This window comes from Geotalea uraniireducens (assembly GCF_027943965.1).
GTDB lineage: Bacteria > Desulfobacterota > Desulfuromonadia > Geobacterales > Geobacteraceae > Geobacter > Geobacter uraniireducens.
On the sequence record NZ_AP027151.1, the window covers coordinates 629,395 to 650,010 of the forward strand.

Annotated in this window: 25 protein-coding genes; 12 read left to right on the forward strand and 13 right to left on the reverse strand. The window is 61.6% G+C overall.

The window, feature by feature from the left end; genetic code table 11:
• Positions 1-33: 33 nt before the first annotated feature.
• Positions 34-1,830, reverse strand: a complete 1,797-nt coding sequence (gene typA, locus QMN23_RS02990; protein ID WP_282001681.1) for a translational GTPase TypA — start codon at positions 1,828-1,830, stop codon at positions 34-36.
• Between the two features lie 249 nt (positions 1,831-2,079).
• On the opposite strand from typA, the gene QMN23_RS02995 reads away from it, so the two are divergent.
• Together QMN23_RS02995 and QMN23_RS03000 are read left to right on the forward strand one after the other, a co-directional pair.
• Positions 2,080-2,211: a hypothetical protein gene (locus tag QMN23_RS02995; protein ID WP_282001682.1), complete on the forward strand. Its 132-nt coding sequence runs from the start codon at positions 2,080-2,082 to the stop codon at positions 2,209-2,211.
• A gap of 10 nt (positions 2,212-2,221) precedes the next feature.
• Entirely contained in the window at positions 2,222-2,821 is a 600-nt protein-coding gene (locus QMN23_RS03000) for a M23 family metallopeptidase (protein ID WP_282001683.1), read from the forward strand.
• 6 nt (positions 2,822-2,827) lie between these two features.
• Here the strand turns inward: QMN23_RS03000 and QMN23_RS03005 are convergent, their stop codons facing one another.
• The 6 genes from QMN23_RS03005 to QMN23_RS03030 all read right to left on the reverse strand — a co-directional run bounded on the left by QMN23_RS03005 (position 2,828) and on the right by QMN23_RS03030 (position 7,583).
• Positions 2,828-2,998: a hypothetical protein gene (locus QMN23_RS03005; protein ID WP_282001684.1), complete on the reverse strand. Its 171-nt coding sequence runs from the start codon at positions 2,996-2,998 to the stop codon at positions 2,828-2,830.
• Entirely contained in the window at positions 2,998-3,858 is an 861-nt protein-coding gene (locus QMN23_RS03010) for an NAD(P)-dependent oxidoreductase (protein WP_282001685.1), read from the reverse strand. Before QMN23_RS03010 ends, QMN23_RS03005 begins: the two co-directional genes overlap by 1 nt.
• Positions 3,859-3,869: 11 nt before the next feature.
• Positions 3,870-5,690 (reverse strand): chorismate-binding protein, encoded by a 1,821-nt coding sequence (locus tag QMN23_RS03015; RefSeq protein ID WP_282001686.1) that lies wholly within the window; start codon positions 5,688-5,690, stop codon positions 3,870-3,872.
• Complete coding sequence (locus QMN23_RS03020) at positions 5,687-6,544, reverse strand: TIGR02757 family protein (RefSeq protein ID WP_282001687.1); 858 nt, start codon at positions 6,542-6,544, stop codon at positions 5,687-5,689. Before QMN23_RS03020 ends, QMN23_RS03015 begins: the two co-directional genes overlap by 4 nt.
• 83 nt (positions 6,545-6,627) lie before the next feature.
• Complete coding sequence (gene dtd, locus QMN23_RS03025) at positions 6,628-7,068, reverse strand: D-aminoacyl-tRNA deacylase (protein WP_282001688.1); 441 nt, start codon at positions 7,066-7,068, stop codon at positions 6,628-6,630.
• A complete protein-coding gene (locus QMN23_RS03030; protein ID WP_282001689.1) occupies positions 7,065-7,583 on the reverse strand; it encodes an O-acetyl-ADP-ribose deacetylase in 519 nt (172 codons plus the stop codon). Before QMN23_RS03030 ends, dtd begins: the two co-directional genes overlap by 4 nt.
• A gap of 110 nt (positions 7,584-7,693) precedes the next feature.
• Here QMN23_RS03030 and QMN23_RS03035 point away from each other — a divergent pair, with 110 nt between their 5' ends.
• Positions 7,694-8,314 (forward strand): LysE family translocator, encoded by a 621-nt coding sequence (locus QMN23_RS03035; RefSeq protein ID WP_282001690.1) that lies wholly within the window; start codon positions 7,694-7,696, stop codon positions 8,312-8,314.
• Here the strand turns inward: QMN23_RS03035 and QMN23_RS03040 are convergent.
• The 3 genes from QMN23_RS03040 to dapF form a co-directional block, all read right to left on the reverse strand.
• A complete protein-coding gene (locus QMN23_RS03040) occupies positions 8,311-9,171 on the reverse strand; it encodes a deoxyribonuclease IV (protein ID WP_282001691.1) in 861 nt (286 codons plus the stop codon). The two genes, QMN23_RS03035 and QMN23_RS03040, sit on opposite strands and share 4 nt — an antisense overlap.
• Positions 9,172-9,235: 64 nt before the next feature.
• Positions 9,236-9,655 (reverse strand): HIT family protein, encoded by a 420-nt coding sequence (locus tag QMN23_RS03045; RefSeq protein ID WP_432613094.1) that lies wholly within the window; start codon positions 9,653-9,655, stop codon positions 9,236-9,238.
• A 58-nt stretch (positions 9,656-9,713) separates the two neighbouring features.
• Positions 9,714-10,553 (reverse strand): diaminopimelate epimerase, encoded by an 840-nt coding sequence (dapF, locus tag QMN23_RS03050; protein WP_282001693.1) that lies wholly within the window; start codon positions 10,551-10,553, stop codon positions 9,714-9,716.
• A 139-nt stretch (positions 10,554-10,692) separates the two neighbouring features.
• Here dapF and QMN23_RS03055 point away from each other — a divergent pair, with 139 nt between their 5' ends.
• The 5 genes from QMN23_RS03055 (at position 10,693) to larE (ending at position 13,851) form a co-directional block, all read left to right on the forward strand.
• On the forward strand, positions 10,693-10,902 hold the full coding sequence (locus QMN23_RS03055) for a hypothetical protein (protein WP_282001694.1): 210 nt from the start codon (positions 10,693-10,695) through the stop codon (positions 10,900-10,902).
• Positions 10,903-10,987: 85 nt separating this feature from the next.
• Positions 10,988-11,392 carry a cytochrome c3 family protein gene (locus tag QMN23_RS03060; RefSeq protein ID WP_282001695.1) on the forward strand — a complete coding sequence of 135 codons (405 nt, stop codon included), beginning with the start codon at positions 10,988-10,990 and terminating at the stop codon, positions 11,390-11,392.
• A 147-nt stretch (positions 11,393-11,539) separates the two neighbouring features.
• Entirely contained in the window at positions 11,540-12,004 is a 465-nt protein-coding gene (locus QMN23_RS03065; RefSeq protein WP_282001696.1) for an RrF2 family transcriptional regulator, read from the forward strand.
• 12 nt (positions 12,005-12,016) lie between these two features.
• Positions 12,017-12,940, forward strand: coding sequence for a cysteine synthase A (cysK, locus tag QMN23_RS03070; RefSeq protein ID WP_282001698.1), 924 nt, complete (start codon positions 12,017-12,019; stop codon positions 12,938-12,940).
• Between the two features lie 95 nt (positions 12,941-13,035).
• The gene (gene larE / locus QMN23_RS03075) at positions 13,036-13,851 is read left to right on the forward strand and encodes an ATP-dependent sacrificial sulfur transferase LarE (protein WP_282001699.1); all 816 of its coding nucleotides are present in this window, start codon (positions 13,036-13,038) and stop codon (positions 13,849-13,851) included.
• Positions 13,852-13,913: 62 nt separating this feature from the next.
• Here larE and QMN23_RS03080 read toward each other — a convergent pair whose 3' ends face one another.
• Positions 13,914-14,357 carry an Hsp20/alpha crystallin family protein gene (locus QMN23_RS03080; RefSeq protein WP_282001701.1) on the reverse strand — a complete coding sequence of 148 codons (444 nt, stop codon included), beginning with the start codon at positions 14,355-14,357 and terminating at the stop codon, positions 13,914-13,916.
• 124 nt (positions 14,358-14,481) lie between these two features.
• On the reverse strand, positions 14,482-14,658 hold the full coding sequence (locus QMN23_RS03085; protein ID WP_282003965.1) for a hypothetical protein: 177 nt from the start codon (positions 14,656-14,658) through the stop codon (positions 14,482-14,484).
• 263 nt (positions 14,659-14,921) lie between these two features.
• Between QMN23_RS03085 and QMN23_RS03090 the strand changes: the two genes are divergently transcribed.
• The 4 genes from QMN23_RS03090 (at position 14,922) to nfi (ending at position 19,599) form a co-directional block, all read left to right on the forward strand.
• Positions 14,922-15,101 carry a DUF4177 domain-containing protein gene (locus QMN23_RS03090; protein WP_282001702.1) on the forward strand — a complete coding sequence of 60 codons (180 nt, stop codon included), beginning with the start codon at positions 14,922-14,924 and terminating at the stop codon, positions 15,099-15,101.
• Complete coding sequence (polA, locus tag QMN23_RS03095; RefSeq protein WP_282001704.1) at positions 15,098-17,776, forward strand: DNA polymerase I; 2,679 nt, start codon at positions 15,098-15,100, stop codon at positions 17,774-17,776. Before QMN23_RS03090 ends, polA begins: the two co-directional genes overlap by 4 nt.
• A gap of 94 nt (positions 17,777-17,870) precedes the next feature.
• Positions 17,871-18,896, forward strand: coding sequence for a GGDEF domain-containing protein (locus QMN23_RS03100; RefSeq protein ID WP_282001705.1), 1,026 nt, complete (start codon positions 17,871-17,873; stop codon positions 18,894-18,896).
• A 28-nt stretch (positions 18,897-18,924) separates the two neighbouring features.
• Positions 18,925-19,599: a deoxyribonuclease V gene (gene nfi / locus QMN23_RS03105; protein WP_282001706.1), complete on the forward strand. Its 675-nt coding sequence runs from the start codon at positions 18,925-18,927 to the stop codon at positions 19,597-19,599.
• Positions 19,600-19,891: 292 nt separating this feature from the next.
• Here nfi and QMN23_RS03110 read toward each other — a convergent pair whose 3' ends face one another.
• Positions 19,892-20,521 (reverse strand): O-methyltransferase, encoded by a 630-nt coding sequence (locus QMN23_RS03110; protein ID WP_282001707.1) that lies wholly within the window; start codon positions 20,519-20,521, stop codon positions 19,892-19,894.
• Positions 20,522-20,616: the final 95 nt, after the last annotated feature.

Sequence of the window (20,616 nt, forward strand, 5' to 3'; positions counted from 1 at the left end):
GCCCTTCTCTTTGGGGAAAGCGAGCAGGTTTCGCTATTTACGTTTGCGCTTCGTCGGGTCGAGCTCTTTCTTGCGGAGCCTGATCGAGGCCGGCGTTACTTCAACTAACTCGTCGTCGTCGATGAATTCCAGTGCCTGCTCGAGAGTCAAGAGCCGCGGAGGCGTCAGCTTGATGGCATCATCCGAGCCCGAGGCGCGGACGTTGGTCAACTTCTTCCCTTTGCAGGGGTTCACGTCGAGGTCGTTGTCCTTGGCGTGCTGGCCGATGATCATTCCACCGTACACCTCGACGCCGGCACCGATGAAGAGGATGCCGCGGGGCTGCAGGGCGTCGAGGGAGTAGGCAGTCGTTTCGCCATGCTCCATGGCGATCAGCACGCCGTTCTTCCGCCCGGGAATCTCACCCTTGAACGGGGCATAGTCATGGAAGGTGTGGGTTACCACCGCCGTGCCGCGGGTTTCGGTCAGCAGTTCGCCGCGGAGGCCGATCAGCCCGCGGGCCGGGATGACGAATTCGAGGCGGATGGTTTCGCCCATCGGCTGCATGGAGGACATCTCCCCCTTGCGCGGCCCCATCTTTTCGATGATCGCGCCTTGGTATTCGCTTGGCACATCGACCACCAGGTATTCCATTGGCTCCAGCTTCTTCCCGTCAACCTCGCGCATGATCACTTCCGGCTTGGAGACGGCCATTTCGAACCCTTCGCGACGCATGTTCTCGATCAGGATGGAGAGATGCAATTCGCCGCGGCCGGAGACCTTGAAGGTGTCGGGATTGGCGGTGTCCTCCACTCGGAGCGAGACGTTGGTGCGGAGCTCTTTTTCCAGCCGCTCGCGGATGTTGCGCGAGGTAACGAATTTACCTTCCCGACCGGCGAAGGGGGAGTTGTTGACGATGAAGTTCATCGAGATGGTCGGTTCGTCGATGGAGACGTAAGGAAGGGCTGCCGGCGCCTCTACCGAAGCCAGGGTTTCACCGATTCCCACCTCCTCGAAACCGGCGATAGTGACGATGTCACCGGTGCAGGCCTCGGAGATTTCCACCTGCTTCAACCCCTCGTAACCGAGCAGCTTGCTGATGCGGCCGCGGACCACGCTACCGTCGCGTTTGACCATCGCCAGGGTTTCACCGGCCTTGACGCTGCCGTTGAAGATTTTGCCGGTGGCGATCCGGCCGATATAGTCGTTGTAATCGATGTTGGTAACCAGCAGTTGGAACGGCGCGTTCGGGTCGCCCTGGGGAGGATGGACGTTCGATTCGATCACCGCGAAGAGCGGCTCCATGGTGGTGGAAGCGGCTTTCTGGTCGAGCATGGCGTAACCGAGCTTGGCGCTGGTATAAACGATCGGGAAGTCGAGCTGTTCATCGTTGGCGTTCAGTTCGCAGAACAGGTCGAAGACCATGTCGACTACCTCGTCGGGGCGGGCGCCGGGGCGGTCGATCTTGTTGATGACGACGATCGGCTTCAGACCGAGGTCGAGGGATTTCTTGAGGACGAAGCGGGTCTGCGGCATCGGCCCGTCAAGGGCGTCGACCAGCAAAAGCACCGAGTCCACCATTTTGAGGACCCGTTCCACTTCCCCGCCGAAATCGGCATGGCCGGGGGTGTCGACGATATTGATCTTGTAACGCCCGTGATGCACCGACAGGTTTTTCGAGAGAATGGTGATCCCCCGTTCTTTTTCCAGGTCGTTGGAATCCATCACCCGTTCGGTGATGGCCTCGTTTTCCCGGAAGACGCCGGCGTGGCGCAGCATTGCGTCTACGAGGGTCGTTTTGCCATGGTCGACGTGGGCGATGATGGCGATGTTCCTGATTCTTTCCTGCATGATTTCTGACTCCTGACTATGGTAAAGAGGCATAGGCGTGCCTGTGCGGGATACGGCAAACCGCGGACAAAATAAAAAGACGAGCGGCTGCCCGTCTTCGAAAACTTTTCTACTATGCCAACATTCCTGCTAAAAAACAAGATAAATTTCGGGCAACTGCCGCGGCTTGAATTGTCGGATGGTGGCATGTATATTGCTGGATGGAAAATGCGGCGACCAGCTGAGCCAGAATTGAATGCGGGGTGCGTTATGAAGCTGTTCAAAGATTTTCTGCAGACCCTCAGCCGGGGGCTGTTCTGCGAGGACCGTCCGATCATGGTATTCATGGGGGCGGTGCTGCTTCTCTCCCTGGTGTTGATTGCCTACAGTTTTGCCCGCTAGGAGTGCCGCTATGATGACGGTTAATCGTCAGTGGCTGAACATCCTGCTTTTGGGGGCCATCGCCTTTACGTCAGTGACGGCGGCGGCTAGCACCGAGCGCCGCTGGCCGGTGGATGGCGGCTCCATCACTTCCGGTATCGGCTGGCGTCCCGACCCCTTCGGCAGCGGCCGGATGGTTTACCATCACGGGGTGGATATTGCCGTCCCTGAAGGGACCCCGGTCCATCCCACCCAGATCGGCACGGTGATCTTTGCCGGGCCATACAAGGGGTACGGCAATCTGGTGGTGATCGATCATGGCAACGGCTACGAAACCATCTATGGCCACAATTCGTCACTGCTGGTCAAACCGGGGGACCGTGTCGACCAGCAGACGGTCATCGCCCTTTCCGGCAATACCGGCCATTCCACCGGCCCCCACGTCCATTACGAAGTGCGGCAGTTTCCCGTTTCCGCCAAGGAGCGCCGCGAAGCGCAGGCCAAGCTCGAGGCGAGCCTGAAAGAGGCGATCATGCGCAATTTTGCCTCTTGGACTGCCGACCGCAACGCGGCGCAAGGCGGGGGACAGTCGGCAATCGAGCTGGCGCTGCCGGATGACGATGGACTCTAGCTCGGGCTAGAACCGTTTCCGGTATTTGACCAACAGCCGCAGACAGATCACTCCGCCGGTGGCCATGACCGCGACGAGCGGCCGGGAAACCGGTCGCCCGATTCCCCCGATATACAGCGGATAGAGAAAGGCCCCGGTCAACAGGGTCACCGCCAGCAGTGACAGCAGTGCCTTCATCAGTCGATCAGTTTGTACAGGGCGGAAAAGTCCTCGTCACCGTAGCCGGCCGCCCGGCCCCCCTTGAAGAGTTCGTTGGTCGCCGCGGCGGCGGCAAGCGGCTGGCCGAGCCGATCACCCAGGCCGATCGCCAGGCGCAAGTCCTTCTGCATATGCTTCAGCGGGAACGCCGGGGTGAAAATCCCTTGGGCGATCAGTCCCCCTTTCAGGGCAAACATCGGGCTGGCGATCGCCCCGGCGGCGATGACGTCGAGGATGTCGGCCGTCGCCAGGCCGGCCTTGCCGCCAAGGGCGAGCCCTTCGCAGAAGGCGGCCATCATCCCCCCCATCACCATGTTCACCACGATCTTCATCTCCGCCCCTTTCCCCACGTCACCCAGGTGAAGAATCTTCTTCCCCATCGCTTCCAGCCCCGGGAGGGCTTCGTCGTAGAGGGTCCGGTCGCCGGCGGCGAGGATGATCAAGGTGCCGTCCTCCGCCGGTTTCTTGCTCCCCGAGACTGGCGCCTCCAGGAACCGCCCGCCTTTGGCGACCACCGCAAAACCGATCTTCTGCGAAGTCGCCGGGTCTACGGTGGACATGTCCACGTAGCCGCGGCCGTCGCCGATCCCTTCGAGGATGCCGTGCCGGCCGAAACAGACTTCCTCGGCCGCTGCCGGGTCCGCCAGCATGGCAAAGGTGATCGGGCAGCTTGCCGCGACGGCGGCGGGGGTCTCCGCCCGAGTGGCGCCAAGGGCGACCAGGTCCTCGGTCTTTTCCGGCGAGCGGTTCCAGACCGTAACCTGGCAGCCGGCCTTGAGGAGATTCTTCGCCATGGCGCTCCCCATGATTCCCAGTCCGATGAAGCCGAATTTATGCATGGTTCTCTCCTTTATGCAGGTTTGACGGTGACAGCTGGTTCGACGAGCCGGGCCCATTGCCACTGGCGCACCGAATTGATCAGGAACAGCTCGGTTGCTGCGGCCAATTCCCGGCCGGTGATCACCCGTTCGCGAATCGTCCCGGCGGTGAGCAGCTCTTCGCGAAAGGTGCCGGGAAGCAGGCCGCAGTGGACCGGCGGCGTGACCAGTTCGCCGCCGATCCGGGCCACGATGTTGCCGATGGTCCCTTCCGTCACTTCGTCCCGGTCATTGAGAAAAATGATGTCGGCACAATCGGGATGGGCCGCGCGTTCCTGCCGATAGAGCGGCCGGTGAGTAGTCTTGTGATAAAGGAACGGGTCGGTCGGGTCGATCGGGTGGCGGGAAAGCTGCAACGCTACCGGTTCGCCGGGGCGCGTCGCGGCGAGCGGTTCGGTCTGGATGGTGAATGCTCCCCGGCGGTTCATCTGCAACCGGACCTTCTGGCGGCCGCCGAGCTGGCGGACCCGGCGTTCGAGTACGTCCTTGATGGTGCCGAGGCGGACATTGAAGCCATAATAGACTGCCGAGCGGAAAAGCCGGGCCAGGTGGCGGTCCAGCAGAAAGAACCCCTTCTCTTCTTCGTGGAGGAGAGTTTCGATCAACTGGAAGTCGGGGAGCCGCTGCCGGGCAAAGCGCCCCTTGGCCAAGCATTCGGCGAATTCCGGCGCGGGATCTGAACCGATGGTGATGCCGCTGCCAAGCCCCAGTTCCCCCTGGCCTGTTTTCCGGTCGATAACCGCGGTGCGGATGGCGACGCTGAAGACCGCTTCGCAGGTTGTCGCGCCGGCCGGGGAGTCGGTGGGGGCGTCGCCGGGCGAAACGTAGCCGATACAGCCGGTGTACAGCCCGCGAGGAGAAGTTTCCAGCTCCCTGATGATCTCCATGCTGCGCTTTTTCGGTGCCCCGGTGATAGAGCCGCAGGGGAACAGGGCGCGAAATAACTCTTCCAGCCCTGTCCCGTCCCGTAGCCCGGCACTGATGGTCGAGGTCATCTGGTGGACGGTGTCGAGGGTTTCCACGGTGAACAGTTCTTCGACCCGTACCGAGCCGGTACGGGCCACCATCCCCAGATCGTTGCGCATCAAGTCGACGATCATCAGGTTTTCGGCCCGCTCCTTGTCGCTCTCGCGCAATCCTGCTTTCAGCTGTTCATCTTCGCTGTGCCAGCGGCCGCGGTGTGCCGTTCCCTTCATCGGCCGACAGGTCAGGGCCCCGCGGCGCAGTTCGAAGAAGAGCTCGGGCGAGGCGGACAACACCTGGAAGCGGCCGGTGTCGATCAGGGCACAGAAGGGGGCTTTCTGGGACTTGCAGAGGTCGTTGAAATAAGCCTCGGCCTCGCCGGCAAAGCGGAACTGTTGGCGGAAGGTGAAATTGACCTGATAGCAGTCGCCGGCGGCAATGTACGCCCTGATCTTCTCCACGGCGGCGGCGTAGTCGACGGGGGAGAGCGTTGCCAGCCAGTCGGTCGTTTCGTAACGTGGCGGATCGCTGTCGGGGGCGAGGCGGGGGGCCAGGCTGAAGCGGCGGCGGAAAAGACCGAACCAGAGAAGCGGGAGCGGGCCGGCCGGACCGGTCGACAGGTCCGGGTCGATTCCGGTCGCCGCTTCATAGCTGACGAAGCCGGCGGCATGAAGCCCGGCATTGGCCGCGGCTTCGACGCGTCGCAGTGCCGGCAGAACTTCTGCCGGCGAATAGGCGACCACTTCTTCCTCCAACCCCTCGAAGCGGTAAGTGGCGGGATACCGGTTGCCGGAAAACGAAGTGAGGAAAACGGTCGGTTGGCCGCTCATCGTTTGGTCACCGCACAGAACTTGACCACCGGGCAGCTCCGGCAGAGGGGGCGGATCGTGCCGTCGCACCCTTCGGAAATGCCGAGGTGGCAGAGGGGGAAGTCGTATTTGACCGGGTCAGCCGGATCCAGCTGCCGAAGGGCGGCGGTGATCTCCCGGGCCATCCGCCAGTCGGCCTGGCGGCGGGCCGTCAGACCGAGATGCCGGCAAATCCGCTGGATGTGGGCATCCACCGGGATGATCAGTTTGGCGGGGGAAATCTCGTGCCACAGTCCGAGGTCGATTCCGTCGGCGGGGCGGACCATCCAGCGCAGGTACATGCAGAGCCGCTTGCAGGCACTGCCGCTTGCCGGCGAGGGGAAAAAGAAGGGAAAGTACGAATCGGCCGGGATGCCGCCGTCACCGAACACCGGTCGGTAATCGAAGGCCAGCGCGCCGGCGCTGAAGATGGCAAGGGCGTCGGTGATGTCGCCGGCGGCGGGATCGTAACCGGTAAGAAAGAATTGACCGATCCCGTCAGCCTCTTCGAGCATCGTTCGGGCGGCCAGCAACAGGGCACACAGGTCCAGGCCGTCGTTGAACCGGTGCTTGAAGCCGGCAAAAAGCCGTCGTCCCGCCGCCGGCTCGAACCGCTCGACGAAACGGCGGGGCGACGGCCCCAGCCGGTCGAAGACCCCGTTCAGGGTGCGGAGGATGATTTTCACATTGCCGTAGGCGAAGGATGAGGCGATCAGCCCGGCGATTTCCCGGTCTTCGGCGGTCCGGTAGCGATGGCAGAACGACAGTGGATCGTTCGCCAGGTGCTGGGGGGAGCGGGACGCGTAGAGGTTGTCGAGCACTGCTTTCAGATGCACCGGCGAACTCCGTTCCTGGAGAGGGTCTGCTGGGTAACGAGGTATCGTATACCATGCGGCGGGAGTGGGAAAGGGAAAATCGGCTATCTGCTCGTCAGGATGAAGGTTACCGGGCCATCGTTGACCAGCGCGACTCGCATTTCTGTCTGAAAGATGCCGGTGGCGGTCAGCAGGCCGCAGTGGCGGAGCCGGGCAACGAAATAGTCGTAGAGCCGTTTCCCCTCGGCGGGGGGGGCGGCGGTATCGAACGAGGGGCGGCGTCCTTTGGCGCAGTTGCCGGCCAGGGTGAACTGGGAAACGGCGAGGATGGCGCCGCCGGTTTCCCGGACCGACAGATTCATCTTGCCCGCCTGGTCTTCGAAGATCCGCAGCCCGGCGATCTTTTCCGCCAGCCACTCCGCATCTCGCTCCGCGTCACCTTTTTCCACGCCGAGCAGGACCAGAATCCCCGGGCCGATGGCGCCGACGGTTTCCCCGGCGACCGTTACCGCCGCTTCGCTGACCCGCTGGATGACCGCCTTCACCCGAATACCGCCCGGAATGCTTCCTGGTAGACGAGCAGCGCCGCCTCGCCGAAGGGGACGAAGATGACCCGCTCCAGCTCCGGATTCTGCGCCAGGGCACTCTTCGCCTCTTCCATGGCGATGGCGCAGGCCCGGTCCATCGGATAACCATAAACGCCGCAGCTGATGGCCGGAAAGGCGATCGATTTCAGCCCATGGGCGTGGGCCACGGCAAAACAGCGCCGGTAACAGCGCCGCAGCAGTTCCGGCTCTCCCTTGTCTCCCCCGTGCCAGACCGGCCCTACCGTGTGGATGACGTATTTTGCCGGGAGGCGATACCCTTTGGTGAGCTTGGCATTGCCGGTCTCGCAGCCGCCGAGAGTGGCGCATTCGGCCTTCAATTCGGGGCCGGCCGTCCGGTGGATCGCCCCGTCGACGCCCCCGCCGCCGAGGAGGGTATGGTTGGCCGCATTGACGATGGCATCCACCGCCAGCCGGGTGATGTCGCCCGGGGTGATGCTGATCTTCTCCTTCATGGCTGTTCCTCCCTCGCCGGGTTGTCCGGTGCGCGTTAAACCGTTGACAGTTCGGCGCTCCTCGACTAGAGTCGCCCCATGTCTGTCAGTTCGCTACGGAAAGGATCCGGATGACCGCCTCAACTCTCTGCTACTTTCTCGGAGCATCCGTCGCCCTGACCCTGGCGCCCGGCCCCGACAACATCTTCGTCGTCACCCAGGGGATCGCCCGGGGCCGCAGGCCGGCCATTGTCACCGCCCTCGGCATGTGCAGCGGCATCAGCGTCCATACGACGGCTGCCGCCTTTGGTATTTCGGCGGTGTTCTACTCGTCGGTGCTCGCTTTCAATGCCGTCAAGTTCGCCGGTGCGGCCTACCTGCTTTTCCTGGCCTACAAGATCCTCCGCGAGCGTTCGGCGGTCCGGCTCGCCACGGTCGACGAACGGTCTGCCGCCGCCCTGTTCAAACGGGGATTCATCATGAACGTGCTGAATCCGAAGGTGGCGCTGTTCTTCCTGGCGTTCCTGCCGCAGTTCATCACCCCGGCCAGCGGCCATCTGCCGCTGCAGATGCTTCTCCTCGGCTTCATCTTCATGGTCCAGGCCGTGGTGATCTTTACCACGATCGGCTACTTTGCCGGCAGCATCGGGCGCTTCATTCTCGCCCGCCCCCGGGTGGCCAAATTCTTCGACTGGCTGACGGCGGGGGTCTTTGCCTCTCTCGGCATCAGGCTGGCGCTGGCGGAGCGCTAGGCTGCCGCGTCGACCAGTTTCCGCAAAGTCCGCAGATTGACCGCATCCATCTCGTCGTTGTCCCCTTTGGGGGTTTCCAGAATCTTCGGGATGCGGACGAAGCGCGGGTCGTTCATCAGAAAGCGAAACCCCTCCAGCCCCATGGCGCCCTGGCCGATCTGCTCATGCCGGTCGACCCGGCACCCCAATCCCTTCTTCGAATCGTTGATATGGAAGCACTGCAGCCGCTCCAGGCCGATGATCCGGTCGAACTCGGCAAAGACCCGCTCGTACCCTTCTCGGGTGGTGATGTCGTAACCGGCGGCGAAGGTATGGCAGGTGTCGTAGCAGACGGCAAAGCGGTCAGGGCAGGTCGAACCGTCAATGATGGCCCGGAGCTGCTCGAAGGTGTAACCCAGGTTGGTCCCTTGTCCTGCCGTGGTTTCCAGCAAGACCTCCCCCCGGTAGTCGGGGACGGCGGCGAACAGTTCGTCGAAGGCCTCGACGATGCGCCGGATGCCGGTTTCTTCGCCCTCCCCGAGATGAGAGCCGGGATGCATGACGATCTTGGAAATGCCGAGTCGGGCGCAGCGCTCCATCTCCTCGCGAAAAGCGGCGAGGCTCTTGTCGCGGACCTCGCCGGGCGCTGCCGCCAGGTTGATCAGGTAGATGTCGTGGCAGACAATGTCGTGCAGTCCCGCGGTTTGCCACTGTTCGCGGAATAGGGCAATGTCGGCGTCGCCGGGCATCTTGCCCCGCCACTGGTTGGAATTCTGGGTAAAGATCTGGATGACCCCACAGCCGGCCTGGGCACCCCGTTCGGGGGCATGATGGAGACCGCCGGCGATGGACATGTGGGCGCCGAGATAGTCGAGCATGAAAGTTCTCCTGGAGGTGCGAGGCCGCGCAATCGGCTGCCGGCGGCGGGGCCGCAGCCGTTACTCAGCGCTGTGCGGACTCGGTGGCGGAAATGTGCGAGCTGATCTGCCCGATTCGTTCGGCATAAGCCGCCGGAGAAAGCCGCAGCTCTTCATGGGGTTCGGCCCAGACGGGACGGGGCCAGAGGGGATCGGCGGCAAAGCGGGGAATCAGGTGCCAGTGGATGTGCGGGACCATGTTGCCGAGCAGCTCGTAGTTCATTTTAGCGGGCCGGAACAGATTGTAAAGAGACGCGGCGACGGCGGTTACCTCTTCCATCATCTCCTGGCGGACGGTGCGCTCAAGGTAGAAAAGCTCGGTGACGTGTTCCCGGGCGAAGACGAAGGTATAGCCGGGAAAGAACTGGTCGGCGTTGAGCATGACCCGGGTGTGGGTCAGTTCAACGATCCGCAGTTCCGGTTCAGCGTTCCATTTGCGGCACATCGGGCAGTTTTGCATAGCGTCGAGGGGTGGGCGGCGGCCGCTCGGCCGCTGCTATCGGTCAGATGGCGATTTCGCCGGAAAAGACTTCGGTCGCCGGCCCGGTCATGTAGAGACAGCCGTCATCGGCCCATTCCAGTTCCAGGTCGCCGCCGGAGAGGTGGTTGAGAATCTTCTTCTCGGTCAGGCCGTTGAGTGCACCGGCGATGCAGACGGCGCTGGCGCCGGTGCCGCAGGCGAGGGTTTCGCCGGCGCCCCGTTCCCAGGTCCGCTGCCGTACTTCGGTGCGGGAGATGATCTGGACGAATTCAACGTTGGTTCGCCGGGGGAACAGCTCGTGATTCTCGATGAGCGGCCCGTATTTTTCCACCTGGAAATTTTCCACATCGTCAACGAAGATTACGCAGTGGGGATTCCCCATCGAAACGCAGGTAATCGCAAAGGTGGTATGGAGGATGTTCAGCGGCTGGCCGACGGTCCGGCCGTCGGCGGGGGTGCCGGCCATCGGGATTTCCGCCTTGGTCAGCCGAGGTTTCCCCATGTTGACCCGTACCCGCTCCACCGTTCCGGTGCTGCCGGTGAAGAGCTGGAGGGTGAGGATGCCGGCCCCGGTTTCGGCGGTGATCTCTTTGTTGCTGACGATGCCGTGGTCGTAAGCGTATTTGGCGACGCAGCGGATGCCGTTACCGCACATCTCTGATTCGGAACCGTCGGAATTGAACATCCGCATCCGGACGTCGGCCTTGTCGGAGGGCATGATCAGGATCAAGCCGTCGGAGCCGATGCCGAAGTTCCGGTTCGAAACCTTGATGGCAACCTGCTCCGGATCGTCCACCTGCTCCTCGAAGCAGTTGACGTAGACGTAATCATTGCCGGCGCCGTGCATTTTGGTGAATTTCATCGGCATTCCCCTTTAGTAATCGTATGGTATATCCGGTAGCAATAGCAGAAATGGCGGTCGCCAACAAGAAAAAAGCGGGATACTTGACCGCCTGGCGTCCGATTCGGTATGATGCCGTAAACAATTCGGAGGGAAGTCGATGGAATTGAAGAATAAAGTATGGATGACCGGCAATCTCGACTGGTTTGCCTATATCGGCGACGACGCTGTTTTCCTCGGTCGACGGGAAGTGCCGATGCCGCTGGAGGAGGGGGATCGCTGGGTGAATGAAGTCGGCTTTGTCTTCGAGGTCCGAGACGCCGAGATCGTCGTTGTCGAGAAGGGGGATCCGCCCGAACGGGCATGGTGATTCCTTCGCACTTTCAGTTTGTTGCGCCGCCATGGGTAGGTGGTATCCTTATCTCAAGGTGCTATCCTGACATGGAGGTGGGGCTATGGTGCGCCGGGCTCGGTATCTCACGTCCGCAGCCTTGGGATTGGTTCTCCTTGGAACACCGGGGCTTCATGCGGAGCTGATTCTTCACCATGGAGAGACCGTCGAAGCGCAGGGCGGCGTGGAAGAGTGTGTCGTCTGCCATGATGGTCTCATTGCCCCCCGTGCCGACTTCTGTCTGGCCAATTGCTCCTTCCACTCGTCACATGCCGTGGATCGTCCATATCCGTCAACGAGGCGCGGTGCCGGATATGCGTCGGTCGAGACGCTGCAGGCAGCTGGGATTCGGCTGGTTGGCGGCAGGGTGGTTTGCATCTCCTGCCACGATCTCAGCCGAGATCAGCCGTATCACCTGGCAGTTGCCAACAATGGCAGCCAACTCTGCCTTACCTGCCACATAAAATGAGCACAGCCGTTTGTCCGTCTGCCATTCGAGGCAATCGGGATTACCGATAATCGATTGCGGGAATTCCGGCGCGGATAAATTTGTGTTCTTGACACAAAAACTAGCAAAAAGTATAGTAACCAATATATCCGTATTTTAGGGGGAATAATGAAGCTCTCGACAAAAAGCCGCTACGGATTGCGGGCTATTTTCGACATTGCCTACAATTCCGGGAGCCTGCCGGCCCAGGTGCAGGATATTTCCCGCCGCCAGGGGATTTCGCCCCGCTACTTGGAACAGATATTTCAGAATCTCAAACGGGCCGGCATCCTGCGGAGCAAGCGGGGGCCCCAGGGCGGTTACTGTCTGGCGAAGAAGCCGGAGGAGATCACAGTCGCGGAGATTCTGGTGGCAACGGAACGGGATATCAATCTGGTCGAATGCGCCGGCCGGCGGAAGAAGCGGGATGAGTGCACCTTCGATGGTAGCTGCGTGACCCAGGAACTCTGGAGTCAGGCCGGAGCGAAACTGATGGATTATTTCTCCGGCATTACCGTCAAGGACCTTTGCGACCGTGGACAGACGCTCGGCATCAAGCGCGAGCAGGACCACCGCTTTATGTATTTCATTTAGAAGGAGGGGGAAATGCCGGTACTCACCAGCTACGAGGTTGTCGAGCAGATCGGGAACACCCCCCTGCTCCGTCTGGCTGCTCTTGAAGAGCCCAAGTCGGCGGCCGTTTTCGGTAAAGCCGAATTTTTCAATCCCGGTGGCAGCGTCAAGGACCGGATCGCGCTGGCGATGATCGAGGATGCCGAACGGCGCGGCGTGCTCAAGAAGGGGATGGCGGTGGTCGAACCGACCAGCGGCAATACCGGCATCGGCCTGTCGCTGATCTGTGCCGTCAAAGGCTACCGGTTGATCCTGACCATGCCGGACACCATGTCCGTCGAGCGGCGCCGGCTGCTGGCGGCCTACGGTGCGGAGCTGGTTCTCACTCCCGGCTCCCAGGGGATGCGCGGCGCCGTCCAGAAAGCAGAAGAACTGGTCGCCAAGCCGGGGCACGTGATGATGCAGCAATTCACCAATCCGGCCAATCCGGAGGTTCATCGGCGGACTACCGGGCCGGAGATCGTCTGCGCCATGGCCGAACGTTCCATTGATGCCTTCGTCACCGGGGTGGGGACCGGCGGCACCATTACCGGGGTGGGTGAGGTGTTGCGGCAGCATAATCCGACAATCAGGATTGCTGCCGTCGAGCCGGCGGCCTCGCCGGTCCTTTCCGGGGGACAGCCGGGGCCGCACAAGATCCAGGGGATCGGCGCCGGTTTCGTGCCCGAGGTGCTCAACGCGAAGGTGTACGACGAAGTGATTCGCGTCTCGAACGAGGATGCCTATGCCACGACGCGCCGGTTGGCCCGGGAAGAAGGGCTGCTGGTGGGGATTTCGACGGGAGCCAATGTCTTTGCCGCCCTGCAGTTGGCGAAGCGGCTCGGTCCGGGGAAAAACGTGGTAACCGTGTTGTGCGATACCGGTGAACGGTACCTGTCGACCGGTGTTTACGATTAGGCGAGGGGCGGCGGGAATGCCGGTCGCAGCCGGGCAGCCGGATCAAAATTATCAACGAGCCCGTTCCTGGAACGGGCTTTGTTTTTGGAGCGCGGATGAGTGAGCTGACCGAAAAATTTGCCACACTGCAACGCATTATCCGGGAGATGGGTTCGATGCTGATCGGTTTTTCCGGCGGTGTGGATTCGACCCTGCTGCTCCGGGTGGCCTACAACCTGCTCGGCGATCGGGTGGTCGCCCTGACTGCCACCTCGCCTACCTATCCGGAGTCGGAATTTCAGGCGGCGGAGGCGCTGGCGCGGGAGATCGGCGTCCGGCAGTTGGTTGTCGAGTCCAACGAGCTGGCAATCCCCGGGTTTGCCGCCAATCCCCGGGACCGCTGCTACCATTGTAAGAAAGAACTGCTGCAGCTCTGCCGCGATCGGGCGGCGGCCCTGGGGCTTGCCTGGGTAGCCGATGGCAGCAATCTGGACGACCTGGGCGATTTTCGCCCCGGCCGGGAGGCGGTGCGGGAGTTGGGCGTGCGGAGTCCTCTGCTGGAAGCGGGGCTGACTAAGGCGGAGATTCGAGAACTGAGCCGTCGGCTCGGGCTCCCTACCTGGGACAAACAACCCTTTGCCTGCCTGGCGAGCCGTTTCCCGTACGGGACCGAAATTACCCTGGCCCGGCTGCGACAGGTCGGCGCCTGCGAGGAGTACCTCCGGGAGCTGGGCTTTGCCGTCTACCGGGTGCGCTATCACGGTGAAACGGCCCGGATCGAGCTTGGCGAGGAGGAACTGGAACGGTTGCTGGCGCCGGGCGTGCGCCGTGAGGTGGTCAGCTTTTTCAAAAAAGCGGGATTTACGTATGTGGCGCTGGATCTGGAAGGGTACCGGAGCGGCAGCATGAATGAGCCGCTAACCGGGGAATGATTGAACGGGCGCCGGTTTTCCCGACGCCCGTGTTCGCATTGGAAGCCCACTTCGGCGGAGAACTATTTTACTTCGACGGTGATCTGCTTCGGCTTCGTTTCTTCACGTTTCGGCAGGATGATGGTCAGCACGCCCTTGTCACAGCTAGCCTTGACCTTCTCCTGGTCGATGGTCTGGGGAAGGGTGAAGCTGCGCTGGAACGAGCCGTAGTAGCGTTCGATCCGGTGGTAGTTCTCCTTCTTGATTTCGGATTCATGCTTCCGCTCGCCGCGGATGGTCAGGGTGCTGTCCTCGATCCTGACTTCGATGTCTTTCTGGTCCAGCCCCGGCAGTTCGGCCTTGAGGATCACCGAGTTTTCGTCCTCGACGATATCGACCGGCGGCTGCCAGACCCCTTCCCGCAGTTCTTCGCCCGGCTCCTTGTTCCATGCCAAATCGAGCAGCCTGCTCATCTGATCCTGAAGGTTCCGTAAGTCCCTGAACGGGCTGTATTTGACGATTGCCATGACTGCGTTCCTCCTTTGTGCGTAATGTTGGAGAAAACATAATCATCATTCCTGCAAAGTCAAGGGGGAAGCCCCGCAGTCGGTGCCTCCCCCTTTGATTGTGCTCCGTATATGCGATTGTCTGTCAGCTGCGCATCCCCTTCGGAATGCTGTGTTTGAGTTTTTTCGAGCCGTCGTACAGGCAATTTTTCAGTTGAGCCCGGCGTTCCTTGAGATCCCTTTTCTGGTAGTCCGTGTCCAGGGATACTTCGATTTCTTCGGCCAGTTTCTCGATCATTTCCGTCTCTTTTTCAATCATCATACTGTGCACCCCTTGATGGTGATGGGCACGCTCGCGGAACGTGCCGACGGTTGAAACCTGCCTGCCGTACCTCCTTTACGATTTTGCTTCCATCATACCATGGGAGGTGGGCATTGCAACTGGAAGAAGAATAATATTTTCTAATTATATTAGCCGGTTATCCCGGGGGCGAGCGCGAGGGAAACCGGGTTCAGGCCGGCATATCCCTTGATGTGACCGGTATTATCGGCTACTATGCCGGAAACCGTTCAGCGAGGTGGGGCGTGGTGGTCTATAAGGTGGTCGAAGTCAATCCCGTTACCGAGGAGCTCCTGGAGGAGACCCTCAATGTCTGGACTGCCAAAGGGTGGCATTTCGACGGTATGCAGTTTGTCACCCGCGAATCGAGCCGCCGGCCGAGCATGGCGTTCGTGATCTTCACCCGCGAGCAGGAGGGGGCATGACTGCTGCCCGGACGCTGTTCCTGATCGATGGCTCTTCCTACATCTACCGTGCCTACTACGCTATCCGCCACCTGTCGTCGCCGGCGGGCTTTCCCACCAATGCTCTCTATGGCTTTACCCAGATGCTGCTCAAAGTGCTGAAAGATCGCCAGCCTGAGCACCTTGCCGTTGTTTTCGATGTGGGGCGAAAGACCTTCCGCACCGAGCTCTATCCCGACTACAAGGCGAACCGGGCGGCGATGCCCGAGGACCTGGTGCCGCAGATCGCGCCGATCAAGGAGATGGTCCGGGCTTTTGCGATCCCGGTGCTGGAACTTGAAGGGTTCGAAGCCGACGACATCATCGGCACCATTGCCCGCGACTGCGAGGAGCTGGGGATGCGGGTGGTGGTGGTGACCGGTGACAAGGATCTGATGCAGATTGTCAGTGATCGGGTAACCTTGCTCGATACCATGAAGGATAAGGTGTCGGGAGTGGCCGAGGTCCACGAGCGGTTCGGCGTGGCCCCCGAGCAGGTGGTGGACGTCCTCGGCCTGGCCGGTGATACGTCGGATAATATCCCCGGTGTGCCGGGCATCGGCGAAAAAACGGCGACCAAGCTGCTCCAGGAGTTCGGTTCTCTCGACGAGTTGCTGGCCCGGGCTGCCGAGGTGAAGGGGAAAAACGGCGAACGGCTTCGCGAGTATGCCGATCAGGCCCGGCTGTCGCGGCAGCTGGCCACCATCGACCGGCGGGTTCCCGTTGCGTATCGGCTCGACGATTTTGCCGTCTCCCGCCCGGACAACCGGCGGCTGGCCGAGCTTTTCAAGGAGTTCGGCTTTACCACCCTGCTGAAGGAGCTGACCAGCGCGGCGACGCTCAGCAGCGAAAGCTACCGGACCATTGACAACGAAGAGGATTTGCGGTCACTGGTGGCGGAGCTGGCGGCGGCCGTCACGTTCGCCGTCGATCTGGAAACGACCAGCCTCAACCCGTTGGAAGCCGAGATTGTCGGCATCTCCGTCAGCTGCCGCGACCATGAGGCCAGCTACATTCCGGTGGGACATCGCTATCTCGGTGCCCCGCCGCAGCTTTCGCCGGCGACGGCCCTGGCGGCCCTGGCGCCGCTCCTTACTGCTGCCGACGTACGCAAGGTAGGGCAGAATATCAAGTATGACTACCAGGTGCTGCGCCGGGCCGGGGTGGCGATGAACGGGGTCTGGTGTGACACGATGGTCGCTTCCTATCTGCTCAATCCGGTCCGTTCCGGGCATGGGCTCGATTCCCTGGCGGCGGAGCACCTGGACCACCGGATGATCTCGTACAGTGAAGTGACCGGCACGGGGAAGGGGCAACTGAACTTCGCCCAGGTGCCGGTAGAAAAGGCGGCGATTTACTCCTGCGAAGACAGCGACGCCACCTGGCTGCTCCAGCGCCTGTTCCTCCCCCGGCTTGAAAATGCGGGGCTGTCCCGATTGTTCTTTGAACTCGAAATGCCGCTGGTGCCGATTCTGGCCGAGATGGAACTGGCCGGGGTCAAACTCGATCTGGAACTGCTGGCAGGGTTGTCGGGGCGATTCGGCGCCCAGCTCGCCGAGTTGGAGCAGGAGATCCTGGCCCTGGCGCCGGAGCCGTTCAACGTCAATTCACCGAAGCAGCTCGGCGAAATCCTCTTCGACCGGCTGAAACTGCCGGCGGGCCGGAAGACAAAGACCAAGACCGGCTGGTCCACCAACGTCGAAGAGTTGGAACGGCTGGCGGAAGCGGGCTACGCGATCGCGGCCTACATTCTCCAGTATCGCAGCCTGGCCAAGCTCAAGTCGACCTATACCGATGCCCTGCCGAAGCTGGTTTCGCCGGTTACCGGCCGGGTCCATACCTCATACAACCAGACGGTCACCAACACCGGCCGGCTGTCGTCGTCGGAACCGAACCTGCAGAACATTCCGGTGCGGACCGAGGAAGGACGTACCATCCGACGGGCCTTCGTGGCGGAGGAAGGGCATCTCCTCCTTTCCGCCGACTATTCCCAGATCGAGCTGCGGGTGCTCGCCCACCTGTCGGAAGATCGGGTCTTCTGCGATGCCTTCGCTCGTGACGAGGACATCCATACCCGCACCGCCGCCGAGGTCTTCGGCCTCTTCCCGGAAATGGTCACCGCAGAGATGCGCCGCCAGGCGAAGACGATCAACTTCGGGGTCATTTACGGCCAGGGGGCCTTCAGCCTGGCCAAGGAGCTGGGGGTGACGACCAGGGTTGCCAAGGAGTTCATCGACAATTACTTCACCCGCCATGCCGGGGCGCGGGCATTCCTCGACGGCTGCATCCGGACGGCGGAGGAAAAGGGGTATGTCACCACCTTGCTCGGGCGAAAGCTGCCGATCCCGGACATCAAGAGCACCAACGGCAACATCCGGGCTTTTGCCCAGCGCAACGCCATCAACTACCCGATTCAGGGATCGGCCGCCGATATCATCAAGGCGGCGATGCTTCGCGTGGCGGAGCGATTGCGGCGGGAAGGTCTGCGGAGCCGGCTGATCATGCAGGTGCACGACGAACTGGTGTTCGAGGTCCCCGAGGACGAACGCCTGACCATGGAGCAACTTGTCAGGCACGAAATGGAACATGCCGTCAGCCTGAGGGTTCCGCTCCTGGTGGATGTCAATTGCGGGAAAAATTGGAGCGAGGCCCACTAGGAAAGAGTCGTGGATGTAGTATACGGTTTTGTGGTAATGTGGCGATCGCACGAAATAAAGTAGTATAACTCGAGTTGCGGGGAGGAAGCATCCCATGGCCGGCGACATCCTTGACGAGATTATCGAAACCTGTCTGTCCCTCGAAAAAAAAGCCGGCGATATTTTTCGAATTTTTGCCGGTCATGCCGGAAATGACGAAGAGCGGTGCTTCTGGGAAACGGTCGCCGGCGAGACGCGGCATCACAGCGACCTTCTCGACCGGGTGCGCGAAGCGGGCGGTGCCGGCGTGTCGTCTCTGGTGGTCTACAAGCCCCACGAAACCCGGGAAGAGCTGGAGATGATCGGGAAGAGCATCGACGATTACCTGGAGCAATACCAGGCGGCTCCTGACCCGGCTGCCGCCTGCCTGCTCGGCTTCAGACTGCAGCTCTATCTGCTCCATCCTTCGTTTGCCAGTCTCTGCCGCATGATGAGGGACGTCACCGGCGAGGCGATGGACGCCAACTGTTATGGCGCCTATCTTCGCCGCTTTATCGATGGGGTTGCCGGTTGCTGCCCAATGACCCCGGAGATCGAACTGTTGGGCGAGGCGCTGTTCAGACTGTGGAGCGAATCCCGGCAACTGGCCGCCCAGTCCCACATCGATGCCCTGACCGGGGTCCTTACCCGGGCCGGTTTCTTCCGCGCCATCTCTTCCTTCGCCCATGCCGCCCAGCGCAGCGGTAGCACGGTTGCCATCATGCTGATCGATATCGATTATTTCAAGCTGATCAGCGAGAACTACGGCCACCAGACCGGCGACCGGCTCCTGCAGGTGGTGGCCGATACCATTGTTTCGCATCTGCGACGTTCCGATATTGTCGGTCGCTTTAATGGCGACGAATTCATCGTCTACCTGTCACCCGTCGAGCCGGGGGCGCTGCAGGAGGTGGCGGAAAAGCTCCGCCTTTCCATTGCCGAGGCCTCAGCGCGGCTGGTGTCGGTGACGGTTAGCATCGGGATTGCTTTCGGCACCCTCGGCGCCGAAGTGGACAAAGGGGTGGAAGACCTGGTGCGGCGGGCTGATGAATGTCAGATGCAGGCCAAATATACCGGCAAGAACAAAGTGGTGATGAAATGATCGCGCCGCTCGGCGTGGCGGGGGCGCAGTGAACCTGCCGTTCGCCTGGCCCCGGAACCTCGCCGAGGCAAAGCCGCTTCAGGAGCAGTTGGCGCGGCAGGTCCGCCAGAGTCCGCTGCCGGGAGCGATTCGGACGGTGGCCGGGATCGATGCCGCTTTTGTCGGCGACCGGATCGTTGCCGCTGCCACCCTTTTCGACTACCAAACCCTCGAATTCCTCTGCTCGGCACATGCCGTCCGCGAAGTCACTTTCCCCTACATCCCCGGTTACCTCTCCTTTCGCGAAGCGCCGGCCTTTCTGGCGGCACTCGAACAGCTGCCGTCCCCCCCCGACCTGGTGATCGTCGACGGTCAGGGGATCGCCCATCCGCGCCGGTTGGGGATCGCTTCGTTTCTTGGCGTCCTCCTCGGTCGGCCGACCATCGGCAGCGCCAAGTCGCGGCTGGTGGGCGAGTATGTCGAGCCGGCAATGGAGCGGGGCGCTTGGACACCCCTGGTTGATCGGGGCGAAGAGGTCGGCGCGGTGCTTCGAACCCGCAGCGGCATCCGGCCGCTGTTTGTCTCTCCCGGGCACCTGATCACCCTCAGCGAAGCGCTGGCGGCGGTGCTGCACTGCACCGTCCGCTACCGCCTCCCCGAACCGCAGCGGGTGGCCGATCGTCTCGCTGCCCAGCTGAAGCGGGAACTGCCGGCCAGTTGCTGACCCGTTTCTGCTGCGGGAGGTTGCCAACCACGACGGTTACTTCAGTAACCAGCCGGTCAATAGATTCAAGATCCGGAAAGCTGGCGATCTTTTCGGTGCCCTCGGTTTCCAGCGCAAGACGTCGTTCGCCGTCGCCCTGTCCCTCGATCCCAGTCACTGAGTGACGAACAAGGCGCTTCACCATGCTCATGGCGGGAGAAAAGAACATCAGGACCAATCCGGCGGCCCGAACCACCGACCGGTTGCGGAAGCTGTTCGGCAAATAGTCGCCGCCCTGCCGGGGCGGCGATTCCTAGCCGTACTTGTAGGAGAGGAGGACTCCGTCGCGGAGGGGAAGGATCGTGGTGAAAAAATCGCGGCGGGCGAACATGAACCGGTTGAACTCGGCGATCCCTCTGGTTTCCGGATCGTCGTTCCCTTCCGCCACCCGCCCGTACCAGAGAGCATTGTCGGCAATAATCAAAGCGTTTTTGGCCAGGCGGGGGAGCATGATTTCCGCCGCCTGGCGATAATCCTGCTTGTCGACATCGATGAAAAGCAGGTCAATGTTGTCGTAGTCGCGGCCAATAGTCAGGGCGTTGCCAACCCTGAATTCGATCCGGTCGGCAAGGCCGGTTTCCTGGAAGATTCGCCGGGCGTAATCGATGTTTTCCTGGTCGTGGTCGGTCATTACCACCTTGCCGGTAATGCTGATCGCCCGGGCGAACCACCAGGTCGAATAGCCGAAGCCGGAGCCGAGCTCGACCACCAGTTGGGGTTGCCTGAGCCGGGTGAGCAGGTAGAGGAGCCGGCCGACGAGGCGATCGACAATGGGAAAACGCCGTTCCCTGGCCAACTGCTCCATTTCCTGCACATAGGGGTCCTCTTCCGGTGCCAGCCGCATCAGGTATTCCTCGATGCGGGGATCGGTGATGGCAATCATTCCGCGTCCCTCCTTTCCAGAGGAAACTGTATACATAATGACCGGTTAGACAAGTCTAGCACTCCTGCATAGATACGCAATCGCCATGGTGAAAA